The organism is Enterocloster sp. OA13, from assembly GCF_022440595.1.
Lineage (GTDB): Bacteria > Bacillota > Clostridia > Lachnospirales > Lachnospiraceae > Enterocloster > Enterocloster hominis.
In genome coordinates this window covers 1402381-1425257 of the sequence record NZ_JAKNTF010000001.1, presented here as the reverse complement: position 1 = coordinate 1425257, position 22877 = coordinate 1402381, and the positions used below count along the sequence as shown (strand labels likewise).

Here is a 22877-nt window from a genome sequence, read left to right as displayed (position 1 = left end):
GAGGATGATACCATATGATACGAGCAACATTTTCCGGCTTTTCCACTGCTTTCTCGGCCCTGCAGGCCAGCCAGAAACGTTTGGACATAGTCGGACAGAATCTTTCCAATATGAACACGCAGGGCTATACCCGGCAGCAGCTTGAGACTTCCAGCCTGAATTACAGCAATCCCATTTCCCGTTATATGAACGGTTCCCAGATTGCAGTTGGCTTTGGTGTAAGCATGGATAAAGTCAGCCAGATCCGTGACCCCTATCTGGATGCCCAGTACAGGGCCCAGATTAACAAATCCGGATATTCCGATACCCTGCAGTCAGCCCTGGACACTCTGTCCAAAGCCCTGGACGAGAGCAACATTGATGGAATCCGTACTGCATTTGACGATGTCCAGTCCACCCTTAGCAATCTGCAGGATAAAGGCAATGACTCTGTGTATGAGAGCGAACTCCGTTCCCGTATGCAGTCCCTCACCAACCTCCTGAACGATGCTGCCCGTCAGATAGAAGCTGCCGAAAAGGCAGAGTTGAGCAAGCTGGACGGAACAGGCACCAGCGAACAGGGCTCCGTGGATAAAGTCAATGACATCCTGCGTCAGATTGGGAATCTGAACCACCAGATTAAACAGAATCAGATTCTTGGACAGCAGAGCCTGGAATTGTTGGATGAGCGGAACAGCCTGTTGGATGAGCTGGCCAGCTACATCCCTATCGAAGTGACTTATTTTAAAGACGCGGAACACGACGGTAAGATGACGGACCCGGTTTCAGGCAATATCATCGATGCCCCCAAAGAGCTTTACCATTATGATTCCAAAGGCAATATCATCGGCAGGAAAGAGTGGCCGGATGATCTTAAGGTAGAGCTTGTATACAGGGATTCTACCGACCCCGAGGGCACCACCAACAGGCTTACCCTTATCAACGGCACCGAAGGCACGCTCGGCAGCAACTATGGCAGGCTCACCCCCGTGGGCAGTAATCCTTCAGACCCCACTGCTGTTTCCATCCAATTCACCCCTGCCTCTTCCAGCGGCCAGACTGCCAAATCAGCCTCTGCCATCGGTATCCAGCTCGCCTCAGGCTCCATACAGGCCAGCCTGGATATGCTTGGCAAGAAAGGCACCGGAGACCCGGTTGCACCCGGTTCTTCTGTCCAGGATAATGTGAGGGGCTATCAGTACTATATGAAACGCCTGGATGAACTGGCCTCCCATTTCGCGAAAATCATAAACGAAGCCAATGCCGAAGGCGGTCAGGGCGAACTGCTCACCAACAGGACCGACCCTGCTGCAGATATCACTGCCCTGACCATCGGTATCAGCAAAGAATGGATTAATGGAACCGTACATCTGGGAAAAAAGGATGGCAGTTCCAAGGACACGGTTCTGTCCATGCTTAATAACATGAAAAAGGCCCACCCTGAATTGGGGAATAAATCCTTTGCAGACTATATGAATAATATATCCACCATACTGGCCAATGACTCCAGCAGCAATATCAACGCCCTTAAGACCAATGTGACGGTATTAAACAGCATACAGGATTCCAGGGATTCCATGTCAGGAGTCAGCCTGGATGAAGAGGCGTCCAATATGATGACCTATCTTTCAGCTTATAATGCTGCCTCACGTCTGATGACAGCTTTGGATGAAGCACTTAACACGCTAATCAGCGGTACCGGCCTTGTGGGAAGATAAATAGAACCGAATGATGGAGGTATAAAACAATATGCGCGTCACTAATTCATCATACTACCGGAATTTTACAAATTCCATCAATGATGTACACAGTAGGCTGAATAAAAGCATGAATAAGGTATCCAGCGGGAAAGCTTACGAAAACGCTGCCGATAATCCCCTGGCCTACTATGAAGGCAAGAAAATAGACAATCAGTACCAGGACACCCTGAGCAAGCTTGGGCTTATTACCAATGTGAAGAACCGGCTCTATCAGCAGGAGCTTGGGGCCCGTTCCATTCAGAACAGGCTGTCTGAGGCCAAGAAAAAGATAGAGTATATCCGCTCTGACAGCAATAACAGTGATATGCAGATTGTGCAGACAGTGCGGGATGACCTGCTCCAGAAGCAGCAGTCCATGGTCAATGATTTAAACTCACAGTATCAGAATAATTACATTTTTGGCGGCAGCGACACCACCACCCCGCCCTTCACCCTAAGTGCAGATGGCAGGGAGCTGACATTTTCCCATACGTTTGCAGGTGATGACAGTGTCACCAAAATGGTGATGACACTGACCCAGCAGCCGGACGGGACCTATCAATATGAATTCAGCGGCACCAAAGGCAATCCGCCTACTGGTACGGACAGTGATGAAACCCTGGATAATATCGTCAAAGCCATGCGTGAGACCGGTTATATGGATGTGGGATATGGCAACATCTCGGAACCTGAAACGCTTCTGGACACCAATACAGGCGGTCTTAACCTCATCACCGGACTTCCCTCCAGCGCTTTGAACGCAATGCCGGACAGCCAGGCAAGGGACGAAGTCATAAACAGGCTGAACAACGGTCCCATTGCACTGGTGGGCAAGGCTGTCATTGCTTCCGATAACTATATTGGCGGGGGGAGCAGGGAGGATTTCTCCTCTGCCCTTGTTTCAATCATGGATACAATGACCGAAACAGAGCATTCGGTCAGCACCGTATACAGCGACCTGGGCAATAAGTATTCCCTTCTGGAATCAACCGAGGAAAAGCTGACCACCATCAAGCTGGCCCTGACGGAGCAGTATAAAACAAAACTGGGAGCAGACCCCTATGAGGCCATAACTGAGATGTTTTCTTACCAGCAGTCCTACAACGCGGCCCTCCGGGTCGGATCTAACATGATGTCATCCTCCTTATTTGATTTTGTGAAATAATAGGTGATACAGCTGATTTCCTGACTTTTTTAATGCCCGGAAGGAGGTGCCCATGATGGAACAGCTTATAAAAATCACTTCGGTTCCCTTTCAAGCCATCCGCTTCACCCAGAACGCACGCCTGGTTCCGGCAGACAGCATGGCCTTGGAGCGTCATAAAGCATTGGTGCGCCACCAGGCCTTCCGGTCCCGGTTTAGGGCTGCAGGTTGTGTGGACTACGATTTCCTGAATCAGGTGAATGCTGCTTTTTCAAAAGAAACCAAAGCAAGCCATCCGGCAGCCCCCGTTGCCGGCCCCATGGCAGGGACCGGACATGGGGCAATGGTTAAAAAGGGCGGTAAGATTTCCCTGGCGCCTTCCGGACAAAGGACCGGCCAGTCCATCCCAGTTTCCGTTCCAAATGGGGATACCGCCTCTCCGGCTTCTGCAAAGGCGGCTATATCCGATGGTTCCGATACCCCGGTCCATACCGCCTCTGTCCAGGTTCCGGCAGAAGCCGCGGCTGCTTATGCGGTACAGCGCGGTTCTTTTGAACTGCGTGTGGCAAAAGGCGAGCTTTCCTATGTGCCGCCCCTTGTCATGACCATTGTCACACAATACCCCGATATACAGTTTGAATATACCGGCGGCTTTCATTATATTCCTCCCCGCGAGGATTCCTCGGGAATCAATATGAACTTATCAATATAGGAGTCATGAAACTTATGAATATACAGACTGATTATTATGGAGAGGTGGAATATGACCAGGAGGACCTGGTTACCATCACCGAAGGCTTTTTCGGCTTTCCCAATCTGAAATACTATCTTCCGATCTGTCTCAGTGAAGACGAGGGGTCCCTGATTCTGATGCAGTCCACGGAACAGCCGGAGGTCGCCTTTGTGGTCATCAACCCTGCATTCCTGTCCCCGGACTATTCCCCCATTGTTTCCCAGGAAGATCTTACCTGCTTAGATGTGTCAGACAGCGGGGAACTATCTTACTATGCGCTATGTGTAATACGGAACAACTACCTTGAGAATACGGTCAATATGAAATGCCCCCTTGCAATCAACCCACAGACACGGAGCGGAAAACAGGTCGTCCTTGAAAATCCCGGCTATGGTTACCGCCATGAGATAAGTTCCTTTCCAGGCATGGCAGGGACGCCAAATATAAATGACAGGGGTGATGGGAATGCTGATACTGCGGAGAAAAAAGAATGAGAGCATCCTGATTGGTGATGACATCCGGATTACGATTACGGACTGCGCTTCCAGCGGGGTCCGCATTGCAATTGAGGCGCCAAAACAGGTTTCTGTTGTCCGTGAGGAACTGTTCGAGGCGGAGAGGATGAACAAGGCCTCCCTTGCTCCTGAAAAGAGTTCGGTCCGGTCGCTTCAGGACGCTTTGCGTCAGCATCTCCTCAATCATGATACATACTGAGCTGGAAAACCATGATTTCCAGCTCTATTTCCATCTTTATGATTACTCATAGGTATCCTTATCCTTAACCTTCCCTGCCAGAAGGCCGGCCATAAGCCGGATTCCCCGGCGGGCCCAGTAGACAGGCAGCAGTACCGGTATCTTTTCCAGGAAAGGATAGATGGCGCACATATATCTGAATTCAGGGAAAAGCCAACGGAATTTCCTCATGAACGCCGTCCTGTAACCCTCCAGCCGTTCCATGAATACCGCCCGCCTGTCCTTTCGTCTCTCCTTCTCAATGTCCTGCTTTATCAAGGATGCCAGGCGCAGGGCCTGATGGTCTGTCTCCCGGGTGATTGCCCCTCTGCTGAGGATCCGGTTCTCCAGCACATCATATACCCCCATATCATCGGGCTGTCCGTCTCCCAGGATATCCTCCTTTGAACCAAACCACATATAGGCAATCTGCAGGATTTTTTCAGCCAGTCCATCAATCTGGAACTCTTTCAGCCGGTTGGTGATATACTCCCGGTTCATTTCCTCCCTCCACGTCTTGTGGTATAGATACAGGTCCAGGACTTCCCTTATTAAAAGTTCATCTGCCGTATAGTGGTATGCTGCCTGGGCCGCCATGAAAACATAACGGTTTTCAATGGAAATGGTCCTCACATGTTGGAAGGAATTCCTTATGAAGGCTGTCTCCATGATACGCTGCATCCCCTTTTCATAGGGGCGCGTGCGGAATGGTATTTTATGGTACAGTTCCACGCAAAAGCCGGATGGACGCCCCATGCGTTCCCCATATCCCTTATAAATCCGCTCTGTTTCATAACCCAAATCCACCAGATACCCTTTTGCCAGCGAATAGTCCTCCCCGTCAAGTTTAAGCCTGAGCGGGTTATTGGCGGACATCTCCTGTATCTGGTACAGGAGGCGTATCCTGCTGGTGGTCAAAATGACACATGGGATTCCCATCATATCCAGAAGCGTCAGTATCTCCCTTTCAGCGTCCTCCGATGTGTCACTGTAAAAAAGCGCCTCCTGATACCGCCCAAAAAACCGTTCCATCCAACGTTCCGGTACCTTCTCTCCATTTCCAAGAATCCCCAAGTAAACTATATTGGCAATCTTGTGGTAATCTGCCGTCCGGTACATATGCTCCCAGTCAATCCTGCTGTGTATGGCCTTAAGGTCATCCTGACGCACGATACCGCCTACCAGATTCACAAGAAAACGTCCCTCAAATATTAACCGATCCATATATCCCTCCCATCGCAGTGACCTGATTCAAAGAAAGCTGCACATAGAGTATGTACAGCTTTGCCAAACACATTTCTTTATGCCAAGGTGTTGAGCAGCAGACCCACCGTATAGAAATTGGTTATGTTGTATGGCCCGCTTCTGGCAAAATTGGATAGATACCTGTAATTGGCAGAAGATACATCCTGCCCCCTGTTACCGGCGGTAGCGGCAAGGTCGCGGTCCACAATCCTCTGAACCGGGGCTGACAGGGCTGACTCCGCCCGTCTGGCCGCCTTTTCCCCTATGCCGAACTGCCCGCCAAGAAGGGACTTCGTACCTTCCAAATCCGTCTCCAGGGCGTTCTTTAAGGCATCTTTGTCTAATTCCAGTTTCCCGTCCTTATTGTAGGTGATTCCCACAGCCTTCAGGGTCTTGGCATCCGCCATCCCCCGTCCAAAGGATGCCAGGTGTGAAGCTGCCCCGGTTCCCCTGCCCGCGTTTTCTTTCAGAAAACCGGATACATCATTGTAGCCTGCCACCAGGTCTTCCACGGCTGAAACCACGGCATCCTCATCAATCCCGGTGTAAACCCTGGCCTGTCCGGTTCCTTTTAACTCCGCCTCAATCCTGCCGTAATCCAGGCTGACTTTGTTGGAATCAGAGCGCAGGGTCCGGGTGGTTCCGTTTTCAGTCACCGAATAAACAGCGTCCTGTGCCCGGATGGCAGCATTCTCAATCCCGGATGCTGCCCCGGTGGTTCCACTGACCGTAAATCCGCCTGCTTCCCCTTCCCTGCCGGATGAAAGAACCAGGGATACCCTTCCCTCCACATTGGATACGGATGCCCGGACACCTGCGCCGGACTGGGCATTGATTGCCCCTGCCGCTTCCTGATACATCTGATGATAGGTCTTGGCTGTCCCATTATCATTGACACTGCTTATGGACACAGACGCCGTATTGCCATCAGGCCCCGTAATCTCAAAGTCCATATCCGCCCCTGCATCCACCTGCTCCTGGGCATGATGGGCCGCGCTGGCATTCTGCTGCGTCTGGGCAAGGGACTGGACATTCAGGGTGATATCCGTATCTCCTTTCAGCCTGTAGGTCCCAGAAGCCACGGCCACGGAGCTGTCCGTTGTGGCTGCCTGGTAATCATTCCATACATTTTTGCTGCTGCCCTGGGTAAGCCTGGCGGCCGTTGTCTCCAGTCCTGTCAGCTTTGACTGATAGCTCTTTAAAAAATCCTGTATATCCCCATAAGCAGCCTTGGACGAAGATGTGGCCGAATCCACCCGCTTCACGGGAATTACGGCCTGATAACCTGAAGAACGTCCTGTGCCTGAGAGCCGGATCAGATTGAGCATGCCCTGATACTGGTAATTACTGCCGGATATGCCGTTAACAATCATGGCGGTTCCTCCTTTCTTATTTATTTAGATGCATAGTAGGACCGCCCGCCGCCAATGCTTTGGTTCAGGCGCCGGTCCGCCTCCCTGACCTGGTTCAGCAGTGAAGCGGTCTTACTGCGTATCTCAAAAATCCTTCCCTCCTCAAATCCCTCCGGACGGCCGGCCTTAAGGAATTCCTGGGACATCAGCCTGCGGACCTGTCCTGCCTCCTCCGGCCCCTGTTCGGCCATCAGCCAGATTCGTTCCCCGGCCGCTTCAAGCCTGGCCATCTCATCAGCCCGCATCTGAAGAAGAAGTCCAATGGATACCTGGTCATTTCTTGAAGCTGACTCCAGAAGTTCTCCTGTGAGCCTTTTCATTTCCTGCATCCCATTTAAACGTCTCTGCAGCAGGAACATGATCTGTTCCACATCAAGTGCCATATTATCTCCTAACCCAGGATTCCCCTGCTCTGGACCATGTGCGTGTCCTTGGTCTTTAAGCTGGCCTGGTCAAAGGCATCCCTTAATTCGGAAAGGATATGGCGGATCCTGCCTATCTCCGCCTTTTCCCGCTCCCGCCCGGCCTTAATCCTGCTGATATCATAAATCAGATAGTTGTATATGCGTCTTAAATCCCGGCTGATTGGCTGCTGCATGTCCAATATATCAATCAGATACCGGACAATACGTGACGTGCGCAAAAGGGAATCTTCAAATATCCCGTATTCCTTATCCTCCAGCGCATACTCCGCCTTTGACAGGCGGCGGATTGCCTCCTCGTACAGCAACAGCAGCAATTCCGGACCGCTCATGGAGTATATGCTGTTCTCTTTATATTTTTGATAACCGTTCATTCCATTTCCTTCCCTGGCAGATACGACATGCCTTCCATCACGCCTGGAACTGGGCCAGATAGCTGGCCTGGCTATTCATCTGGTTAATCAATGTCTCCATGGTGGTAAACTGGCTGATGTAACGGTCCTGTTCATTGGCAAGCCTTGCATTCAGCGTATCCAGGTCCTGCTGCATCTGTTTTAACTGTCTATAAATCTGGTTATTCATTACTGAGAGCGGTATCTTCTCAGAACCAGCCTCCTCAATCAGGCGTCCATAGGAATTGCCGTTCCTGTTGGCATATTTGGTGGCATAGGGGGTCAGGGTATCCTCAATGATACTGGCCAGCCCCTTCTTCACATCCCCGCCGCCTGTAAAGATATTGGACACCTTCTCAGGGTCGCTGGTCATGGCGGCCTTGAACTTAGCCTCATCAAAGGCTATGGTGCCCCCGTCCAGGTAATCATCGGAAATGGAAATACCCATTTCCTCCAGATCCTTGTAGTTGGCGCCGTTTGCCATCAGGCTTGTCAGTATTCCCTGCATATCCAAGTTCAGCGCACGCATGGTGGCATCATTGTAGAGCAGCCCCTGTTTTGCCTTCTTCTCCCAGTTCTCAATGGATTTATCCGACATTTCCTCCTGCTGCTCTTCAGTCAGCGGCCCGTAGGATTTATCCGGCCTGGTAGTGACCTGGGTGTTGATTTCCTTTATCATCTCATTGTATTCTTCGATGAACTTCTTCACGATCTCGGTCACGCCGTCCACGTCGGCTTTGGCGCTGAAGGTAACCGCCTTGGACCTGTCGGAACTCCAGACACCGCCTGTTTCGGTCAGATCCCCAAACTCCTGGGATACCGTAACCCTCAGTCCCTCAAGGTCAAAGGTATTGGAGGAGCTCTCAATCATTGTATTGATGCCGTTGCCGTAGCTTACCAGAATCTGGGCATTCTTTCCCATATCAAAATTTCCATCTATATAGTTGCCGTCCGCATCCTTTATGGCTCCGAATAAATCCGCAGAGGCGCCATCCAGCTGAATCTCCCTGCCGCTGCCCGTCTCAGCTGAAATCAGTACGAACTGGTTGGTGCTGCTGAGGTAGGAAGCCTTGACCCCCACATCCTTGTTGTCGTTTATCTTATCAATCATAGCCTGGATGCTGGTGTCAGCCGTGACGCCGGCGATTTTTACACCATTGATTACCAGACCATCTGACTCCAGGGAGCTAAGGAACTGCGCCCGCTTCGCCTCTGCGTCAGGACCGTCCCCCGGTATCAGCTTATCCATATTATCCCTGATACTCCCTTCCAGGTTCAGCTTATTGCTGGCGCCCTTCTGTATACCCAGGACATTCCTGATTTCGGCGTTGTCGGAGGTAACCGTCAGTGTCTGGTTGGATGATGCGTTGCTTCCTAACTTGAAGGACAGCGGGTCAATGACCGGGTTCCCGTCCGCATCGTAACGCGTACCTCCGGCCACTTCAATATTATTTGTACCAAAGGCCTGGTTCAGCCTGCCCTGTATGACAGATTTTAAATCATCCAGGGTTGAGAAGGTGTCGCCGCTTTTAACCAGCTCCACTTCCTTTGTCTGGCCGCCAAAGCTGATTGTAAGTTTTTTTCCTGTAAGATACTGGGTCATGGTCTGCCTGTTCACATAAGTATCGTTAAACAGGTTCTGGTTTGCATTCAGTTCATCCAGATTGATTCCATCTGAAACCGTCTTGTCGCTCCCGTCCGCATTCTGGGGATTAAATCCCAGGGCGGTGAGGGCGCTTGAACTGGAATTGATGATCAGGTTGGTGCTTGTCCCTGCTTTGGCCTGTAACTGCATTGTGCCGCCTGGGGTATAAACAAATTCCATCACATCTGAAATAGGATCCTCTCCTGACTGTATGCCTGACTGGGACAATGCCTTATTTAACTGCATGGCCAGTTTTTCCCCTCCCGTCATGGATACCCCATCCACTTCCACCGTGGCATTCAGATCTATGGTATAGTCGATGGGCACGGTGATATCCCTGCCGTCCGCATCCTTATCTTTATAAGAGGGCGGAAAGGTAAATATACCTGCCGACTGGTACTGGTCCCCACTATATGTGCCAAACCTCAGCTGTCTTCCCTGCAGCAGGGAACTTTTATACACAGGGTTGGTAAGGCTGTCCCCGGTTATGCTTGTATTGATTGATGAAGTGCCTTTGGAAGCAGACTGAAGGGTGGAAGAACTGGCCAGCTGGTTCACCCCCAGTATGGACAGATAATCCAACATATTGGAAGACCCTGTGGCCGACACAAACTTCGTGATATCCGAATCCCCCACCGATGTTATCTGATTCTTCGCAAACATGCTGGGATATTTAAGGTTGCTGCCCGAAGCAAAGGAAAAATAATTATCCTGCAAAGCCAGTATCTTATCGCTGACCGCCTGAAATGCCTCCTGCTTCCAGCCAAGGCTTGTCATCTTATTCTTTTGTTTTGTTATCTTAGACTGGGTTCCGGCCGTCATCTGCTCAATAATGGAATCCCGGTCAATTCCGGAACCAAAACCGCCATACCCTCTTAAACTGGTATTCCCAAGGCTGCTCGTTGCCCCTGATACGCTTGCCATCTGTATTCTCCTCTCACATCCACTGCTTTATAAGCTTCCTGTCTATGATTTATATATCGGCGGTTTCATTAAAAAAATAATAAAAAGTGCTCAAGTTTATCAACCTGTGCACTTTTTATTCTTTATTTGTCATAGGGGCCGGAACGGTCGTGCCTCGGATTTTCTTTTACATCCATACACGCCTTAATGATTTCCGTGAGGATCCTTACCTTGTATTTACTTTCATAATATCCTATGATGGGAGCCGTGGAGCTCTCGTCCACCACAACATACTTTGCAGGGAGCCTGGTCAGGATCAGCGCCGTCACATCCGACTGGCAGCGGCTGCACATACATACGTCATACTGCTTCATGTAATGGCTCAGGTTCAGCCGCTTAAGGATCTGCTCCATCACATTAACCATATGGTAATTATCCAGCTTTCCCTGTATCTCCTCCTCCAGCTGGTCCGTGAGACGGTCCAGGATCTTGCTGGAAATATTGTCATTCTGGCTGGTATCATCCACCACAATGACCGTCTTATCGCCGGAGGCCGTGATTCTTGGCACGGGTTCCTTAAGCGTTCCCCCTTCCGTCTTCACGTCCTGTTTTCCCTGTTCTGCCTCTTCCTGTTTTCCATCCGCGGTATCCTCCTGTTCCGGAGCGCTTCCATTGGTAATCAGGTTCAGCACATGGGATGTCTTATTGGTCTTCCTTGGCACTCTCCATCACCTCCTTTAGATAGATGGTCTCTGCGATTTCCTGGATTAAGTCCTGGTAATCCTTTACGGCTGACGAGCGCGGGTTATAGTCGAATATGCTCTCACCATGGGCCGGGGCTTCCGCAATGGCCACACCGGTGCGGATTTTGGTCCTGAACACCACGGTATTAATCTGGGACGCCAGCTGCTCAGCCATCTCCATCACATCCCTGGAGAGAAGGGTGCGCTTATTAAAGCGGGTCAGCAATATCCCCATGACCTTAAGGCCAGGATTAAAGCTTTCCCTGACAGACTCGATGGTTTCCTTGAGCTGCGCCAGCCCCACCAGACTCAGGATGTCCGATGCCAGCGGTATGATCAGGTAATCGGAAACCGTGTAAGCGTTCACGGTCAGAAGGTTAAGAGCCGGCGGTGTATCGATGATGATGTAATCATATTGATCCATCACCGGTTCCAGCGTGTCCTTCAGTATGTATTCCCCAGGACCGGAGGATGTACGCTCCACCCCGTTGCTGAGGGTGATGTCCGCGGTCAGTATATCGCAGTACTCTGTCCGGCAGATGGCTTCCTGAACCGGAAGCGCGCCTTTTAACGCATCCAGCACCGTAGGCCCATTGGCCGACTCCACGCCCAGGCAGAAACCCAGGTTTCCCTGTGGGTCCAGATCCACGCCCAACACCCTCAGTCCTCTTGCCGCAATCCCGGCAGCCAGTGCAGCGGAAGTGGTTGTCTTTCCCACGCCGCCCTTCTGATTGGAAACAGTTATGATAGTAGCCAAAGCGTTACCTCCGAATTTAATCTTATTTTATGTATGGTAATGGACTTATTGCTGCCACAGGGGCATCTCTTCCTCAGGGCTGCAATCCACTGCCAGTTTCACCGTCCCTGCATCCAGTGGAAGGAATCCTTCCGTCACAGCGGCGCCTGCTTCCAGGCTGGCCTGGGTAAGGGCCTGTCCCCACTCCTGCGCGTCATACTTAACCCCATTTACATAATATACGGCATCTCCCCAATCATCTTGATCCAGTTCGAAATGCCATACGTCCTCAAATTGGAATCCATTGTCCTTCATCTGGAAGAAGTCCCGTTCACCGCTATCCTTTGCAATGGTAAGCCACACGGACTGGCTGTCCTGGTTATAGGAAAGGAAAGACTCATCCGGATCATCCGGATCTGCCTGCGAGGCAGGCACCAGTTCTTCCTCCAACGGGTCCCAGACAGCAGTCAGTACCACCCGCCCAGGCATCTGCGCACGGTCCACCGCCACCACATCCCGGTATCCGTCCCCGTTTATGTCCCACAGCATGAAACCGGGGCGCGGGGCGCCGTCCCTTTCTTTATAGGCCTTGTCCTTCATCAGCCTTTCAAGCTGCTTTTTAACAGCCTTCCTGTAGGTGTCAAAGGATTCCAGGATAAGTCCGTCCGGTCCCACATAGTGACCGTCCGGCGTGAACATGTTAAAGCATTTGGCCCCGTCTTCCCCCATGTAATACTTGTTTTTGTCTCTTTTGTCCGTTACCCATCCCGTCTTCATACGGCCTTTGGAATCCACGTAGTATTCCTTCCCCTGGTCCTCAATCCATTCATCCTCTGCCGGATTGCCAGGGGAATAGAAGTACATCCAGTATTTTCCATCCTCCGACCGGTCCCAGGTCCCCTCCTGGGCTCCATGAACGCCCCAGGGCACGGCAAGGACCAGGGCCGCTGAAACCAGGACCGGGATGCATCTATTCAAACTCAATTTTACCCATCTTTTCAATCGAATCCTCCACACGGTCCACCAGTTCATGGATTGCACCATACACAGCGGATGATTCATTGGCCATCCTGCCGATTTCCTCCGCCACCACGCTGAATCCCACTCCGGCCCTGCCTGCCCGGCCTGCCTCAATGGATGCGTTCAGTGACAGCATTTTCTCCATGGTTGCAGTCTGCTCCAGCTGTCTTGTCTTAGACTTAATCTGCCCCATCGCGTCCTGGACCTTCTGGGATTCGTGGTTAAATACCTGCATCTTTGACTGATTTATCTTCTGATAATAGCTAAGGTTAATCCACTGGTTCATGACCGTGGAAAACAGTTCCGCTGAAGAACGTATCATTTTCTCAGACCGGACAGGTACCTTATTAAGGGCTTTTAAGTATTCCTCCTCATCAATCCCAAGTTCTCCGGCAATCCTCCTGAATGTTCCGGGATCCGGCTTCTTGGGGAGCACCTGCCCGCCGATTACAGTGCCTACCTTCTCCCCATTGATGACCAGGTCCGCGGCAAAATCCATAAGGCCTGCGTGACAGTAGTAGGAACCCTTTCCCTCCCTGTCACATTTTTCACAGCGTTTAAGGCCTTCCGCATTTCCCCTTGTATATTTCATGCAGAAATCCGTAAAATTACTTCCCCTGGAAATATACTCTCCCCGGGAATCCACGGCAATGGCGGCCAGCCCTGTTGCATCGGAAAACAGGTCCTGTATCCTCTGGAACTCATTTAAATCTACGATTTTCCTTATATCCATACTGTTTTACATCTTCTTTCCATCAATATACGCGGTTCCCCTCCGCCCCGCCAGTCAGGACTGCTTTACATGCTGGGCAACCTTTTTGTCATCCGTCCTGATATGCATCAACAGCTTTCCAACCATCTGGTTCAGGCTGTTTAAAGCGGCGATGGAGGCGCCCTGGGTTTTTATATCCTGGGCAGCCCTGTCCAACTCCCTTTTATACGCTTCGTGAAACTGCCTGTGGGCAGCGTATCCAGGATATGAAGACTGTGACTGAAGCTTTTCCTCATCCCCAAAATGCTTAGCCACGTAGGATACAAGGAAATCCAGGGTGGATTCCACATAGCTGCGTCCTTTTCCCTGGGAACAGGCGTCCAACAGGTCATTCACCGCCTTAAAAAGCTGACGGTGTTCACTGTCAATCAAGGCATTGCCGGTTTCCAGGTCCTTTGTCATCTCATACCTCATGTCCTCATCCTCCTAAGCATGCTTCTGTCCCTGCATTTTTTCCATGTCCTGGCCGTACTTTGTCAGCAGCTCGTCCAGAATGGATATAAGATGGCCGATTTCCGGTTTGGCCAGCTGTTCATCCGCTCCCAGCTCCCTGCCCTTCCTGCGCATCTGCTCATCGATGAGGGATGAGAATATGACCACTGGCAGCTTTTTAAGCCTTGGGTCGTCCTTAATCAGCTTTGTCAGACGATGCCCGTCCATCTCCGGCATCTCGATGTCTGTTATGACCAGATTCACCTTCTGATACAGATCCGGATCATCCTTGATTGATACAAGGTAATCCCATGCCTCCTGCCCATTGTTAAAATTCATGATGTTTGTAAAACCCGCCCGCTCCAGGGAGTCATCTATCATCCGCCGCAGCAGGATAGAATCCTCCGCAATCATGATAGGGGATTCGCACAGGGGCCTGTCGCCCATGGCCTCAACCTCCGAAACCTGGATGCTTGTCTCCGGTGCAATCTCCGCAACGATTTTCTCAAAATCCAATATGGTTACCAGCTGCCCTTCACATTGGGCAATGCCTGTCGCAACACTTTCATCCCCATTGGCAATGGTCTTGTCCGGCTTCTGTATGTCCCTCCAGGAGATGCGGCTGATACCCTCAATCCCCTGTACCCTGAAGGCAACTGTCATCTTATTGAAATTGGTAACAATAAATAAATCCCTTCCGCCGTTTTCCGGCCGTGTCCCGGACAGATAGTATGCAAGGTTAATCACGGTAATCAGTGATTCCCTGGGTTTAAAGATTCCTTCCACTGCCGGGTGTGCATGGGGCATGGGCTTCACCTTCTCACTCATGATGATTTCCCTTACCTTTGCCACGTTAATACCATAAAATTCGCCCAAGACAGAGAATTTCATGATTTCAATTTCATTTGTCCCTGATTCCAGCAGGATGCCTTCCTTCTCTTTCTGCATAGACTAAAACTCCTTTCTACTATAAATGCTTTTCAGGTCTTCCAAACGTCCGGATTATGACATCCCCGCTCTCCAGCTGCAGCAGCATGGTCCTCGCGTATGTACCGCCTGTATCTTCAGCCACAATCCTCATATTTTCATTTGCCAGTATTTTCTTTACCATGGCGGCGTTTCTCTGCCCGATATTCCCAAAATCCGCATTCCCCCGGATTTCAAACATCTTTGCGCCCCCTGCAATCTTAACCGTTGTCCTGGCTTTTACCATGCCAAAGGCCATGAGTTTACGTATGGTCTCGCGGATACCGGAATCCGCATATTTATAAATATTGGGGTCGGAGAGTCCGTTCTGGGCGGGCAGCATGATATGGAGCAGGGCGCCCAGCCGCAAAAACGGATCATAGAATGATATACCGATGCAGGATCCCAGAGCATATGTGATGATCCTGCCCTCCTCCCTGGTAAACTTCATATCCCCAATTCCAACCTTGATTTCCTTTTCCGCCATCTCTAAACACCCAGCTTCCCTAAAATATGATTCAGCGAACGGATGTCCGGAAGCATCAGCAGCCAGTCTGAAAGCCGTTTCCCTTCCATTACAAAATCAGCATTGAAATACATCAGCTTATCTGTCTCATAGCCATATTCGGCAATGGGTACCGTCAGTATCCCGCCCAGCATGTTCACCGTGGAGCTGGGAACGGACAGATGGATGCTCATGTCCACCAGTTGTGAAAAGGCGTTGATATAGGAACAGATAATGATATTCCCCACTTCCTCCAGCGCTGAATAGGCCAACGCATCCATTTCCTCAAAGGAAGTATAGTTTTGGTTCAGAAGCTTTTCCAGGACCGTATTGGCAAAATCCATATTAAATAAAAACAGCATTAGTCCGTCCACATCCCCGTCCATCTTCACCAGTGTGGCGGCCACCACTTCTTCAATGTTACCGATGCGGTTTACCGCATCCTCATATCCCAGGATACTGACCTGGGGAAGGGTAATACGTATCTCCTTCTGGAGGAACTTGGAAAGGGCTGTGGCTGCATGGCTTGTGCCAATGCTGCTGATTTCCCTCATTATGTCAAGTTCCTGAAGATTCAAATCCCCATAATTCCTGATTTTCATGTCTGCCTCGCTTTCTTCCGTTCATCTTCCCCGGCTGTCATTAACCCCGCAGGGTATTGATGGTACCCTCTATCTCATCGGAGGTGGTCACCATGCGCAGGGCATAGGTAAATGCGCGCTGGCACTCAATCATCCTGACCAGCTCCTTCGCCATATCCGTACCTGACACCTCTAAGGCTCCGGTTGTCATGGATGGTCTCTCTATGAGGATTGGCTGCGCCCCCGGGTCCACGGGGACATATTCGTTATTACCCGCGCTGACCAGACGGCTTGGATTGGCAAAGGTATAAAGGCTGACCCTGGGTTTGTCTTCCTCGTTCTCGTCTTCCTCCTCTTCCTCAATCTCTTCCTCCTCTTCCCCCATTTCCGCCTGTATTTTATCCACATCCGTGACATCCGCCTTAAGTGGTTCCCGGTTCTGGTCCAGTACCAGCTTGCCTGCGTCCGTCATGAGATAAAAGCCGTCTTCCCGCTCCGCCCTGTGAAAATGTCCGTCCCGCGTATAACTGACAGCCCCTGTGGCCGGATCCTGCACCATAAAGAATGCATTGGGTTCCAGTATGGCATGATCCATGGTGCTTCCCGTCTGTGTCAGCCCTGCCGTGTCAAAGCTGGTATAGGTCCTCTGCACCTTCATGCCGGCCCCGGCCTGCAGCTCTGTCACCGCATCCTCAGCATCATTGAGGTTGTAGCTGACCAGCTGTGAAAATACCGATGTCTTGGGTTTAAAGCCATTGCTGTTCACATTGGCCAGGTTATTGGAAATCACGCTGAACTTTTCCGTACAGTTCCCTGCTCCCAGCGCTCCCACGTAAAATGACTGGTTCATATGTCCCCTCCTTACAATCTGCCTACATCTGTCACGGATTTGCTCATGATCTGGTCATACATCCTGAGCATCTGCGCCGCGCTTTGAAGAGCCCTCTGGGAAGTCATCATGGCGGTCATCTCGTCCACCATGTCCACATTGGACTTCTCTACGTTCTTCCAGAAAATCTGGGGCGGTTCCTCCTGTGCCTGGACAGGCGCCTGGGACGTGGAAAACAGTCCGTTGTCCTCCTTGTGCATCTGGTCATAGTCCCCAAAATCCACAATCCTTATAGTGCCTAACTGCCGGAGTTCAGGCTCCTCCTGCGAATCCTCCTCCTGCCTTTCATAAACCGTTATACGGCCCCTGGCATCCACGCTGAAGTCCTCATCATCAATCCGTATGGGCTGGCCATCTTCCGAGAGCACCCGCCCCGCCTCCGGCAGGGTGAGATATCCCTCCTCATCCACGGCAAAGGAACCATTCCTGGTATAGCGCTCGCCATCCGGGGTCTGGATGCAGAAAAAACCGCTGCCCCCAATGGCAAAATCATAAATCCCGTCTGTCTGTTCAAGACTTCCCTGGTCGTGGTCCACATAGGTCCTGGACGCGGTCTTTATCTTGGACGTGACGGCAAGAGGCGTGGGGTTTTCCTTGTTATGCCGTCCGGTCCGGTAGAGCATTTCTTCCTGGAATGTGCTGGTGACCATGGTATCCCGCTTATAGCCCGATGTCTGGACATTTACCATGTTGTTACTGATGACATTCAGATTACGGCCCTGGGTCAGCATTCCTGATGTGAGATTGTAAAATCCCTGGTACATATGGCATTTCCTCCTGTTCCTATTCGTAAATATAGGTATTCATGTAAGTCTTGAGTTTCCGGATGGCGCTGCCGTGGATCTGTGATATACGCGGTTCACTGACCCCCAGCACCTGGGCTATCTGGGTCATGTTCAGATCCTCCACATAGTAGAGGGAAATCACCATCCGCTCCTTGTCTTTCAGTTTCCCGACCGCCGTTGTCAGGATACTGACTGCTTCCTCTCTCATATAAGCTGATTCAGGCTGCAGGTCCATGTCACTGCTGGGTATCTGGACCGACTGCCCATCCTCCTCCCTGTTTGTTACCATGTCCAGCGACAGCACATTTACCATGGTGCTCATCCGCTGAAGCCTCTGGCATTTCCTGACGTCCATCTTCAGATGGCCTGCAATCTCATCATCCGTGGGAGGGCGCCCAAACTGGTCCGCAAGCTCAATCCTGGCGTTCTCAATGGATCTGTGCTGTTTATGGTAATTCCTTGGCATCCAGTCATTTTTACGGATGATATCTATAATCATCCCCCGGATGCGTCTGGAAATGAATGTCTCAAATTTATTGTCCCTTTCCGGGTCATACCGGTCGATTCCCTTCATGATTGCAATGGCGCTTTCATTGATGATATCCTCCATCTGCATGAAATCCGCATACAGGTTATGCATCTGGATTGCAACCGCCTTGGCTATATAGAGATATCGGAGCGTAAGCTCCTGTTTCACTTCCAGCTGCCTGTCCCTGACATACATGGCCAGCAGCTCTTCATTTGTCTTTTCCTTCAATTCATCCAACTGCCGCATATCAAATCATCCTTCACTGTCAGCCATCCTGCAGCCCCGGTCCTTCCAGTTTCAGGCTGCCGATTGACTGTATCTGGACATTATTTGCCACCTCATTAAATGAAAGCACCCGCACCTTTGGGTAAAACTGCTCAATCAGGCGGTAGAAATGCACCCGCATGATCTGGGAGGTCAATATGACCGGGTTCTGGGTAAAGCCGTTAAACTTCCTAAGCTGTTCCGCCATCTGCCGTATAAGCCCCTGAAGCAGGTCCGGGTTCAGGGCCAGATAATACCCTCCCTCCCCTTTTGCTATGGAACTGACCATGGTGCGTTCCAGTTCCGAATCAAGGGTGATTACCTTCATGCTTCCATCCTCACAGTACATCCGGGTAATGGTGCGCTTAAGGGCTGTCCTTATGTGTTCCACGATGGTATCAATATCTTTGACAGGCAGGCCTGTCTCAGACACCACATCTATCATTGTTTCAAGGATGGTTTCCAGGTCCTTTACGGGAACACCCTCTTTTAACAGGCTGGTCAATACGCGCTGGAACAGGCTGTATGGGATAAGTCCTGGAAATGCCTCCTCCACCAGCTCAGGGGCATTCTTCTTCACATTCTCCGCCAGATGTATCACTTCCTGCCTGGTAATCAGTTCAAAGGCATGCTGGCGTATGACCTCCGACAGATGGGTGACCATGACTGACAGCGGGTCAATGACCGTATATCCGTATGCCTCGGCCCGTTCCCTGTCCTCCGGCCGGATCCACCGGCTGGGGATTCCATAGGCAGGCTCCACTGTCTCTATGCCGTCCACTTCCTTTTCAGGATGCTCCGGTTCCAGGGCCAGATAATAATCCATAAGGATTTCCCCCCTGGCCACCTCCTCGCCTTTAATCCTGATACAGTACTGGTTTGTGCTTAAAGCGGAACTGTCCCTCAAACGGATGGATGGGATGACAAATCCCATGTCCTGGGCATACTGCCTGCGGAATATGACAATCCGGCTGATCAGCCTGCCTCCCACGGACTCGTCAGCCAGGGGAATGAGACTGTATCCGAATTCCATCTCCACCGGCTCCACGGTCAGAAGGTTATATACGTTATTCACATCCTTGTAATACTCATCCTCCGTCACCGGCATGGATGCAGCCGCCTCCTCCAGGGCCGTCTGTTCCCCCTGTGCCTCCTGATACGCGGTCACGCCCAGAAGGGCCGGTTCTGCCTGGATCTTCCTGGACAGGTAATAACCGCTGGCCAGAAGCCCCACCGCAACCATCCCCAGCTGGATGACCGGCATGCCTGGTATCAAGGTCATGACAGCCATGGCCACGCCGCTGAGCATAATGGAATAGGGCTGGGCCATGAACTGTTTGGAGATGTCCTCATTAAGGCTTCCCTCGGACACGGCCCTGGTCACAATCATACCCGTGGCCGTGGATATGAGCAGAGCCGGTATCTGGGACACCAGACCATCTCCCACCGTGGCGATGGAATAGGTGTTCAGTACATCGCCGATGGATTCCCCGGACTGGATGATACCGATGATGCTTCCCCCTATCAGATTGATGGCCGTTGTAATCAGGGACATGACGGCATCGCCCTTCACAATCTTGGTGGCGCCGTCCATTGCCCCGTAGAAATCCGCTTCCCTCTGGATTTTCTGCCTGCGCTCCTTGGCCTGCTGCTCATTGATGAGGCCGGAACTTAAATCAGCGTCAATGGCCATCTGCTTACCCGGCATGGCGTCCAGGTTAAACCTTGCGGCAACCTCAGCCACACGCTCGGCGCCCTTGGTGATTACAATGAACTGCATCAGTACAATGATGAGGAAGATGATAAAACCCACCACCACGTTCCCACGGAGCACAAAGTCGCCGAAGGCCCTGATGACCTGGCCCGATGAACCCATATTGGTCAGTATGTTCCTGGTTGTGGAAACATTGATTCCCAGCCTGAACAGGGTGGTCACCAGCAGCAGGGACGGGAAAATGGAAAACTCCAGGGGTTCCCGTATTGTCATGGTCGTTACCAGGATCATCATGGAAAGGGACATATTTAATATGATTGCCACATCCACCAGACCAGCCGGCAGCGGTATGATTAACAGCAGTATGATAATCAGTACAAAAAGTACGACCGAATAACTCAGTATCTTCTTCATCCGTAACTCCATCCGATTCGTTTATCTGAACATATCTTCCCTGCGTCCGGTCCGGTAGAGATACAGGAGGATTTCCGCCACCGCACCGTAAAACTCGGCAGGTATCTCACGTCCCAGCTCGCAGGAGGCATATAAGGCCCTTGCAAGAGGTTTGTTCTCCGTGATATAAACCCCGTTTTCCTCCCCCACCTTTACAATCCTGAGGGCCAGTTCATCCTGCCCCTTGGCCAGGACCACCGGCGCGCCATGATGGCTGGGGTCGTATTTAAGGGCAACCGCATAATGGGTGGGGTTCCTGACAATCACATCCGCCTGGGGAACCTTCTGCATCATCCTGCTGAGGGCCATCTGACGCTGGATCCTCCGTATACGTCCCTTAATCTCCGGATTACCCTCTGTCTGTTTGAACTCATCCTTTACCTCCTGCTTGGTCATCTTAAGGTCCCGCTCATATTCCCACCGCTGGTAAAGGAAATCAAAGAAAGCCACCACACCAAAAGCCATGCTGACCTTGACCACCAGGTCAAAAGCCATGTTTAACATATAAGCAGCCGAAACCAGGGGCTGCATGTCAATCATCCTGGCCACAGGCACGAGGTCTCCCTTTATCAGGTTATAGAGCAGGATTAACAGCAGACTTATCTTAAACAGGTTTTTCACAAGCTCTATGACATTTTTCAGGGCAAAGAGTTTTTTTATCCCGGTAAAAGGGTTAAGCTTTCCAAATTTAGGTTTTACGACCTGAAAAGACACATTGAACCTGGTCTGTGTCCCATGGGCCAGGATACCCAATAGCAGTGCGGTCAGAAGCAGGGGCAGGGCGCATTTAAGGAACGTAAGCACGGTTACGGAAAACAGCTGGGAGGACATAAGTTCCTGCGGATTCCTGCCCACCCCCTCCAGGATCCATTCCATATATGACCTTACATTCTTATAGATGTAAGGCATCATGAGCCGTATCATCCAGAATACCCCCAGCAGGAGGATGACCGTGGTTATGTCCTTGCTCTGGAATACATTGCCTTCCTTCCTGGCGTCCCGGCGCCGTTTACCGGTCGGTTTCTCAGTCTTTTCCTGTCCGTTGCTTCCAGCCACTGCCCCTCACCCCCTTTTTTGCTGCCTCGTTCCCCCTGCCAGTCTCAGGCCATCAGGCTTACCATGCGATCCAGCCACTGGAACATGTAATCCAGGATGTCATACAGCTTGTCCGACATAGGAGAAAACAGGAACAGGAGCATCAGCATGCCCACTATGATCTTGACCTGGAAATTAACCACAAACACATTAATCTGCGGTATGATCCGCATCAGGATTCCCACCGCTGTCTCCGCAACCAGTTCAAGGCCGATGACAGGAAGCGCAAACTGAAGGCCCATGACAATGCCCTGCTGGAACATATCCAGGACCGCCAGTGCCAGTCCCGGGCTTATCCGCACCGCCCCGAAGGGAACGAGGCGGGCCGAGCCATAGATAATCCCAAGAAGCCTGAGATGGCCGTCCATGGCAAAAAACAGAAGCATCAGGAAGGCATAATACATTCCCGATGTAATGGTCATCTGGGTGTTGTACTGCGGATCATAAATCTGGGCCATATTAAGACCCATCACATAGTCCATTGCAGAAGATGCGAAGCGTACCACCAGGACCGACAGTTCCATTGCAAAACCAAGTGTGTAACCAATGAACAGCTCCATCAGCAGCATGACGGCGTACTCCACCATGGTGGCTGGTCCGCGGTACATGCCGGCCCCGCCGGTGGTATAGAGCAGCAGGGACAACAGAAGTACAAAGCCTGCCTTTGCCCTGGAAGGGAAATTGACCCTCCCGAACATGGGATTAAGGGCAATGGCCCCGCTCATGCGCATGACAATCAGGGAAAATAAGATGAGCATTCCCTGTTAACCTCCTGCTATCATGGCACACACCTGACGTGTAAAGTCCTGAAGCATGGCCAGGATGGAGCTTCCCAGGATTCCCATCATGGCCAGGATGGCCAGGAGTTTGGGGACAAAAGTCATGGTCTGCTCATTAATCTGGGTGGCTGCCTGGAATATAGCGATAAGGACGCCCACAGCCATGCTCACCAGCAGGAACGGCATGGAAAGCCTCAGGGCCAGCTGGAATGCCTGGTACATGATGTCAAGTACCTGTAGATTAGTCATAATTACCTCCTGACGCAGG

The 22877-nt window shown here is 51.3% G+C and carries 25 protein-coding genes; 5 read left to right on the top strand and 20 right to left on the bottom strand.

Annotated features, from left to right (window positions below; genetic code table 11):
- Positions 1-14: 14 nt before the first annotated feature.
- The 5 genes from MCJ35_RS06270 to MCJ35_RS06250 all read left to right on the top strand — a co-directional run bounded on the left by MCJ35_RS06270 (position 15) and on the right by MCJ35_RS06250 (position 4309).
- Positions 15-1697, top strand: coding sequence for a flagellar hook-associated protein FlgK (locus tag MCJ35_RS06270; protein WP_025482430.1), 1683 nt, complete (start codon positions 15-17; stop codon positions 1695-1697).
- A 109-nt stretch (positions 1698-1806) separates the two neighbouring features.
- Positions 1807-2883, top strand: a complete 1077-nt coding sequence (locus MCJ35_RS06265) for a flagellin family protein (protein ID WP_240299401.1) — start codon at positions 1807-1809, stop codon at positions 2881-2883.
- A gap of 52 nt (positions 2884-2935) precedes the next feature.
- Entirely contained in the window at positions 2936-3574 is a 639-nt protein-coding gene (locus MCJ35_RS06260) for a hypothetical protein (protein WP_051400539.1), read from the top strand.
- Positions 3575-3588: 14 nt separating this feature from the next.
- Positions 3589-4089 carry a flagellar assembly protein FliW gene (gene fliW / locus MCJ35_RS06255; RefSeq protein WP_025482434.1) on the top strand — a complete coding sequence of 167 codons (501 nt, stop codon included), beginning with the start codon at positions 3589-3591 and terminating at the stop codon, positions 4087-4089.
- Positions 4061-4309 (top strand): carbon storage regulator, encoded by a 249-nt coding sequence (locus MCJ35_RS06250; protein ID WP_025482436.1) that lies wholly within the window; start codon positions 4061-4063, stop codon positions 4307-4309. The genes fliW and MCJ35_RS06250 overlap by 29 nt, the downstream gene beginning before the upstream one ends.
- 42 nt (positions 4310-4351) lie before the next feature.
- Here the strand turns inward: MCJ35_RS06250 and MCJ35_RS06245 are convergent, their stop codons facing one another.
- From MCJ35_RS06245 to MCJ35_RS06145, 20 genes are all read right to left on the bottom strand, one after another.
- Positions 4352-5551: a nucleotidyltransferase family protein gene (locus tag MCJ35_RS06245; RefSeq protein ID WP_025482437.1), complete on the bottom strand. Its 1200-nt coding sequence runs from the start codon at positions 5549-5551 to the stop codon at positions 4352-4354.
- 77 nt (positions 5552-5628) lie between these two features.
- Complete coding sequence (gene fliD / locus MCJ35_RS06240) at positions 5629-6945, bottom strand: flagellar filament capping protein FliD (RefSeq protein WP_240299400.1); 1317 nt, start codon at positions 6943-6945, stop codon at positions 5629-5631.
- Between the two features lie 20 nt (positions 6946-6965).
- The gene (locus MCJ35_RS06235; RefSeq protein ID WP_025482438.1) at positions 6966-7367 is read right to left on the bottom strand and encodes a hypothetical protein; all 402 of its coding nucleotides are present in this window, start codon (positions 7365-7367) and stop codon (positions 6966-6968) included.
- Between the two features lie 8 nt (positions 7368-7375).
- On the bottom strand, positions 7376-7780 hold the full coding sequence (locus MCJ35_RS06230) for a flagellar export chaperone FliS (RefSeq protein WP_025482439.1): 405 nt from the start codon (positions 7778-7780) through the stop codon (positions 7376-7378).
- Positions 7781-7817: 37 nt separating this feature from the next.
- Entirely contained in the window at positions 7818-10367 is a 2550-nt protein-coding gene (gene fliD / locus MCJ35_RS06225) for a flagellar filament capping protein FliD (protein WP_025482440.1), read from the bottom strand.
- Positions 10368-10489: 122 nt separating this feature from the next.
- A complete protein-coding gene (locus tag MCJ35_RS06220) occupies positions 10490-11068 on the bottom strand; it encodes a late competence development ComFB family protein (protein ID WP_025482441.1) in 579 nt (192 codons plus the stop codon).
- Positions 11049-11846 (bottom strand): ParA family protein, encoded by a 798-nt coding sequence (locus tag MCJ35_RS06215; RefSeq protein WP_025482442.1) that lies wholly within the window; start codon positions 11844-11846, stop codon positions 11049-11051. Before MCJ35_RS06215 ends, MCJ35_RS06220 begins: the two co-directional genes overlap by 20 nt.
- A 45-nt stretch (positions 11847-11891) precedes the next feature.
- Positions 11892-12809: a hypothetical protein gene (locus tag MCJ35_RS06210; protein ID WP_240299399.1), complete on the bottom strand. Its 918-nt coding sequence runs from the start codon at positions 12807-12809 to the stop codon at positions 11892-11894.
- Positions 12796-13578 carry a PocR ligand-binding domain-containing protein gene (locus tag MCJ35_RS31595; RefSeq protein WP_025482445.1) on the bottom strand — a complete coding sequence of 261 codons (783 nt, stop codon included), beginning with the start codon at positions 13576-13578 and terminating at the stop codon, positions 12796-12798. Before MCJ35_RS31595 ends, MCJ35_RS06210 begins: the two co-directional genes overlap by 14 nt.
- Before the next feature lie 54 nt (positions 13579-13632).
- The gene (locus tag MCJ35_RS06195) at positions 13633-14031 is read right to left on the bottom strand and encodes a bacteriohemerythrin (RefSeq protein WP_025482446.1); all 399 of its coding nucleotides are present in this window, start codon (positions 14029-14031) and stop codon (positions 13633-13635) included.
- 12 nt (positions 14032-14043) lie between these two features.
- Positions 14044-14997, bottom strand: coding sequence for a chemotaxis protein (locus MCJ35_RS06190; RefSeq protein WP_025482448.1), 954 nt, complete (start codon positions 14995-14997; stop codon positions 14044-14046).
- A gap of 19 nt (positions 14998-15016) precedes the next feature.
- Positions 15017-15502, bottom strand: coding sequence for a chemotaxis protein CheD (locus MCJ35_RS06185; protein ID WP_025482450.1), 486 nt, complete (start codon positions 15500-15502; stop codon positions 15017-15019).
- A gap of 2 nt (positions 15503-15504) precedes the next feature.
- Entirely contained in the window at positions 15505-16122 is a 618-nt protein-coding gene (locus MCJ35_RS06180; RefSeq protein ID WP_025482452.1) for a chemotaxis protein CheC, read from the bottom strand.
- Between the two features lie 40 nt (positions 16123-16162).
- Positions 16163-16951 (bottom strand): flagellar hook-basal body protein, encoded by a 789-nt coding sequence (locus tag MCJ35_RS06175; protein ID WP_025482454.1) that lies wholly within the window; start codon positions 16949-16951, stop codon positions 16163-16165.
- An 11-nt stretch (positions 16952-16962) separates the two neighbouring features.
- Complete coding sequence (locus tag MCJ35_RS06170) at positions 16963-17754, bottom strand: flagellar hook-basal body protein (RefSeq protein ID WP_025482456.1); 792 nt, start codon at positions 17752-17754, stop codon at positions 16963-16965.
- A 19-nt stretch (positions 17755-17773) separates the two neighbouring features.
- Positions 17774-18550, bottom strand: coding sequence for a sigma-70 family RNA polymerase sigma factor (locus MCJ35_RS06165; RefSeq protein WP_025482457.1), 777 nt, complete (start codon positions 18548-18550; stop codon positions 17774-17776).
- A gap of 19 nt (positions 18551-18569) precedes the next feature.
- A complete protein-coding gene (flhA, locus tag MCJ35_RS06160) occupies positions 18570-20696 on the bottom strand; it encodes a flagellar biosynthesis protein FlhA (RefSeq protein ID WP_025482458.1) in 2127 nt (708 codons plus the stop codon).
- Between the two features lie 21 nt (positions 20697-20717).
- Entirely contained in the window at positions 20718-21791 is a 1074-nt protein-coding gene (gene flhB, locus MCJ35_RS06155) for a flagellar biosynthesis protein FlhB (RefSeq protein WP_025482459.1), read from the bottom strand.
- A gap of 44 nt (positions 21792-21835) precedes the next feature.
- Entirely contained in the window at positions 21836-22588 is a 753-nt protein-coding gene (locus MCJ35_RS06150) for a flagellar biosynthetic protein FliR (RefSeq protein WP_025482460.1), read from the bottom strand.
- A 6-nt stretch (positions 22589-22594) separates the two neighbouring features.
- Complete coding sequence (locus MCJ35_RS06145; protein ID WP_025482463.1) at positions 22595-22858, bottom strand: flagellar biosynthetic protein FliQ; 264 nt, start codon at positions 22856-22858, stop codon at positions 22595-22597.
- Between the last annotated feature and the right edge of the window lie 19 nt (positions 22859-22877).

Coding starts and splice junctions, on each gene's coding strand:
- fliD (WP_025482440.1), bottom strand. CDS start 10,367: ATGGCAAGCGTATCAGGGGCAACGAGCAGCCTTGGGAATACCAGTTTA.
- fliW (WP_025482434.1), top strand. CDS start 3,589: ATGAATATACAGACTGATTATTATGGAGAGGTGGAATATGACCAGGAG.
- flhA (WP_025482458.1), bottom strand. CDS start 20,696: ATGAAGAAGATACTGAGTTATTCGGTCGTACTTTTTGTACTGATTATC.
- MCJ35_RS06165 (WP_025482457.1), bottom strand. CDS start 18,550: ATGCGGCAGTTGGATGAATTGAAGGAAAAGACAAATGAAGAGCTGCTG.
- MCJ35_RS06185 (WP_025482450.1), bottom strand. CDS start 15,502: ATGGCGGAAAAGGAAATCAAGGTTGGAATTGGGGATATGAAGTTTACC.
- MCJ35_RS06235 (WP_025482438.1), bottom strand. CDS start 7,367: ATGGCACTTGATGTGGAACAGATCATGTTCCTGCTGCAGAGACGTTTA.
- MCJ35_RS06260 (WP_051400539.1), top strand. CDS start 2,936: ATGATGGAACAGCTTATAAAAATCACTTCGGTTCCCTTTCAAGCCATC.
- MCJ35_RS06270 (WP_025482430.1), top strand. CDS start 15: ATGATACGAGCAACATTTTCCGGCTTTTCCACTGCTTTCTCGGCCCTG.
- MCJ35_RS06265 (WP_240299401.1), top strand. CDS start 1,807: ATGAATAAGGTATCCAGCGGGAAAGCTTACGAAAACGCTGCCGATAAT.
- MCJ35_RS31595 (WP_025482445.1), bottom strand. CDS start 13,578: ATGGATATAAGGAAAATCGTAGATTTAAATGAGTTCCAGAGGATACAG.
- MCJ35_RS06180 (WP_025482452.1), bottom strand. CDS start 16,122: ATGAAAATCAGGAATTATGGGGATTTGAATCTTCAGGAACTTGACATA.
- MCJ35_RS06170 (WP_025482456.1), bottom strand. CDS start 17,754: ATGTACCAGGGATTTTACAATCTCACATCAGGAATGCTGACCCAGGGC.
- MCJ35_RS06150 (WP_025482460.1), bottom strand. CDS start 22,588: ATGCTCATCTTATTTTCCCTGATTGTCATGCGCATGAGCGGGGCCATT.
- MCJ35_RS06190 (WP_025482448.1), bottom strand. CDS start 14,997: ATGCAGAAAGAGAAGGAAGGCATCCTGCTGGAATCAGGGACAAATGAA.
- MCJ35_RS06145 (WP_025482463.1), bottom strand. CDS start 22,858: ATGACTAATCTACAGGTACTTGACATCATGTACCAGGCATTCCAGCTG.
- MCJ35_RS06245 (WP_025482437.1), bottom strand. CDS start 5,551: ATGGATCGGTTAATATTTGAGGGACGTTTTCTTGTGAATCTGGTAGGC.
- fliD (WP_240299400.1), bottom strand. CDS start 6,945: ATGATTGTTAACGGCATATCCGGCAGTAATTACCAGTATCAGGGCATG.
- MCJ35_RS06175 (WP_025482454.1), bottom strand. CDS start 16,951: ATGAACCAGTCATTTTACGTGGGAGCGCTGGGAGCAGGGAACTGTACG.
- MCJ35_RS06230 (WP_025482439.1), bottom strand. CDS start 7,780: ATGAACGGTTATCAAAAATATAAAGAGAACAGCATATACTCCATGAGC.
- MCJ35_RS06195 (WP_025482446.1), bottom strand. CDS start 14,031: ATGAGGTATGAGATGACAAAGGACCTGGAAACCGGCAATGCCTTGATT.
- MCJ35_RS06250 (WP_025482436.1), top strand. CDS start 4,061: ATGCTGATACTGCGGAGAAAAAAGAATGAGAGCATCCTGATTGGTGAT.